The sequence below is a fragment of the Daejeonella sp. genome (assembly GCF_037719425.1).
Classification (GTDB): Bacteria; Bacteroidota; Bacteroidia; order Sphingobacteriales; family Sphingobacteriaceae; genus Daejeonella.
This window is the reverse complement of record NZ_JBBJNI010000163.1, coordinates 5964-8942: the sequence shown is the minus strand read 5'-3', so window position 1 is coordinate 8942 and position 2979 is coordinate 5964. Positions and strand designations below refer to the sequence as shown.

3 protein-coding genes and 1 pseudogene are annotated in these 2979 nt (G+C 41.9%); all 4 read left to right on the top strand.

Annotation, left to right across the window (positions count from 1 at the left end; translation table 11 throughout):
* Nucleotides 1-452: pseudogene (locus WKF69_RS16840) on the top strand (transmembrane glycosyltransferase); the annotation flags it as partial.
* Nucleotides 443-1057 carry a sigma-70 family RNA polymerase sigma factor gene (locus WKF69_RS16835; RefSeq protein WP_340383390.1) on the top strand — a complete coding sequence of 205 codons (615 nt, stop codon included), beginning with the start codon at nt 443-445 and terminating at the stop codon, nt 1055-1057. The pseudogene WKF69_RS16840 and the gene WKF69_RS16835, both read left to right, overlap by 10 nt.
* Nucleotides 1047-1673, top strand: a complete 627-nt coding sequence (gene rsmG, locus WKF69_RS16830; protein ID WP_340383389.1) for a 16S rRNA (guanine(527)-N(7))-methyltransferase RsmG — start codon at nt 1047-1049, stop codon at nt 1671-1673. Before WKF69_RS16835 ends, rsmG begins: the two co-directional genes overlap by 11 nt.
* 183 nt (nt 1674-1856) lie before the next feature.
* On the top strand, nt 1857-2954 hold the full coding sequence (gene dprA / locus WKF69_RS16825; protein WP_340383388.1) for a DNA-processing protein DprA: 1098 nt from the start codon (nt 1857-1859) through the stop codon (nt 2952-2954).
* Nucleotides 2955-2979 lie beyond the last annotated feature (25 nt).

The window sequence follows — 2979 nt, the reverse complement described above, 5'->3', positions numbered from 1 at the left end:
ATATGCATATTTTGTCTGGTGATGACGACTTATTTGTAAATCAAAACGCAACAACAAGCAATACAGCACTTGAAATACACCCTGACGCCCAGGTTTGGTCTGAACCTAAACAGACATTTGGCGGCTATTTTAATCAAAAGCTAAGGCATCAGGGAGCCGGGAAAGCTTATCAGTTGAAACACAAGCAAATACTCAGTGTGCAGGCAGGATCCGGAGTGTTGTTTTATTTGCTGCTATTCGTGCTTATAGCGATCCAAGCGCAATGGTGGCTGCTTCTTTCAGTTTATTTAATCCGGCTAGCTTTTCAGGTGTTTGTTTATGTACCTTGCTTTAGAAAGCTAAGTTATCCGGATCTGATATGGTGGATGCCTGTTCTTGATTTCATTTATTACTTTTATATAATGGTTCTTAGCTTTGTTTCCCTGTTCAAGAAAAGATTGGAATGGAAGTAAATCCTAACTTTTCGCCTAATGCGAAAAATGATTTTAACGTAGTTTCCAGGGCTAAAGAAGGCGATCAAAAGGCATATGCTGAATTGATGCAGCGGTATAAAGATTCCATATACTTTATGGCGCTTAAGATGGTCAATAATAAGGATGATGCCATGGATCTTACTGTAGAGACCTTCGGCAAAGCATTTGAAAACCTGGATAAGTACAAACCCGATTTTGCATTCAGCACATGGCTTTTCAGGATAGCTACCAATAACTGTATCGATTTTATCCGCAAAAAGAGATTAAATGTTGTTTCTTTAAATACGCTTACTGATCATGACGGAGAGGAAAGGCAGTTTGAAGTTCGTTCTGAGAGCCTAAATCCGGAAGAAACTTCAATAAAAAAGCAGGAAAACGAGAAGCTCAAGAATATTGTTGAGCAACTGCCGTCCAGATACCGTACCTTAATCGTGTTACGGTATTTTGAAGAACAGAGTTATGAGGAAATAGCCCTACAACTTGATCTGCCTCTGGGAACTGTAAAAGCTCAATTATTCAGAGCGCGCGATTTATTAGCAAATGTTATGAACCGGAAAAAGAATAATCTTCGAAGTGACTTCTGACCTTATACTTCAGTATTTTCCGGATTTAAGTCAGAAGCAGAAAGATCAGTTTGCCGGACTGGATGACCTGTACAGGTTTTGGAATTCCCGTATCAATTTGATTTCCAGGAAAGATATTGACATGCTTTATCTTCATCATATCCTGCACTCTCTAGCCATTGCAAAAGTAATAAGCTTTCTGCCTGGGGAAAAAATACTGGATGTCGGCACGGGAGGAGGTTTCCCCGGTATTCCTCTGGCTATATTGTTTCCTGATAGTCACTTTCACCTTGTGGATTCCATTGGAAAAAAGATAAAAGTAGTTCAGGAAGTAGCTTTAGCAAGTGATTTGAAGAATCTGGTGGCAACGCATGCCCGGGCTGAGCAGATTAATGATAAGTTTAATTTTGTTGTTTCGCGGGCCGTGACCCGATTGTCGGAGTTTTATCCCTGGATCAAGGGCAAGTTTCTGAAGGAATCTATCAATGAACTGCAAAACGGAATACTTTATTTAAAAGGTGGGGATCTCACGGAAGAAATTAAAGAGTCTAAACTAAATGCCAGGCTTATCCCGCTTACGGATCATTTCAAGGAAGATTATTTTGAAACGAAGTTTGTAGTCTATATTCCGCAATGATTTAGAAGCTTGCAACGAGATTCGGGCTACGAGTCGCATGTTAACGCTCATCTATTTCCCTTGCTGCATCTCGTTTCTCCAATCTCACTTCTCAACTCTCGCATTTCAATGCCGTTCCCTTACTAAAACGCACAGACTGATCAAATTTTTGACGCGCAACAAAAATATGCGGACTTTGATCACATGTCTTTGCTGCACCAAATTGCTTTGTCCTGCATCCCCGGCATAGGATCTATCCTTGCCCGGAATCTTATCAGTTATTGCGGCAGTCCGGAGGAGGTTTTTGTTACAAAAAAAGGGCATCTGAGTAAAGTTCCGGGAATAGGGCCAAAAACACTTGAACTCATAAGAAATCATACCGCGTTCGAACGGGCCGAGAGAGAACTGTGCTTCATAGAAAAGTACAAGATCCAGGCTTTGTTCTTAACCGATAATGCTTATCCAAAAAGGCTTAAGAACTGTTTTGACGCGCCTGTAATGCTATACTTTAAAGGTAGTGCAGATCTCAACACCGGGAAAGTTATCAGTATAGTAGGTACAAGGAAGTCCACTGAGTATGGAAAGGATATATGCCGGGAATTATTAGCTGGCCTCAAAAAACATAACCCGTTAATAATTAGCGGCCTTGCTTATGGGATCGATTTCCTGGCTCACAAAGAGGCATTGAAAAATTCAATGTCTACTATTGGAATTATGGCACACGGGCTGGATAGAATTTATCCCCAGCAGCACAGGTCGATAGCTGAAAAGATGATTACCGATGGAGGATTGCTCACAGAATTCATGTCGGGGACTGTTCCTGACCGGGAGAATTTTCCAAAGCGTAACCGCATTATTGCGGGCCTGGCAGACGTCACTATAGTGGTTGAGGCGAATATTAAGGGCGGTGCGTTGATCACGGCGGATCTGGCTAATTCTTATAACAGAGACGTTTTTGCCTATCCGGGCCGGATAAACGATGAATATAGTTCAGGCTGCAACCATCTTATTAAAACCAATCGAGCTAATTTAATTACAAAATTAGCTGACCTGGAGTATATTCTGGGCTGGACAGGATCTCAAACTCAGTCGGCGACGAATCAACAGTTAAGTTTGGCCATTGATCTTTCGGCAGAGGAAAAAATAATTGCAGATGTACTGCTAAACAAGGGGTCCATCATCGTCGACGAGCTCGCGATATTGACAGGGTTTCCACAGAGCAAGCTGGCTGCCCATATTCTTGGGATGGAAATGAAAGGAGTTCTCATCGGCATGCCCGGAAAAGTTTATAAGCTTGCTTAAGGGGTCGGAAGATTAATCGAGTCCG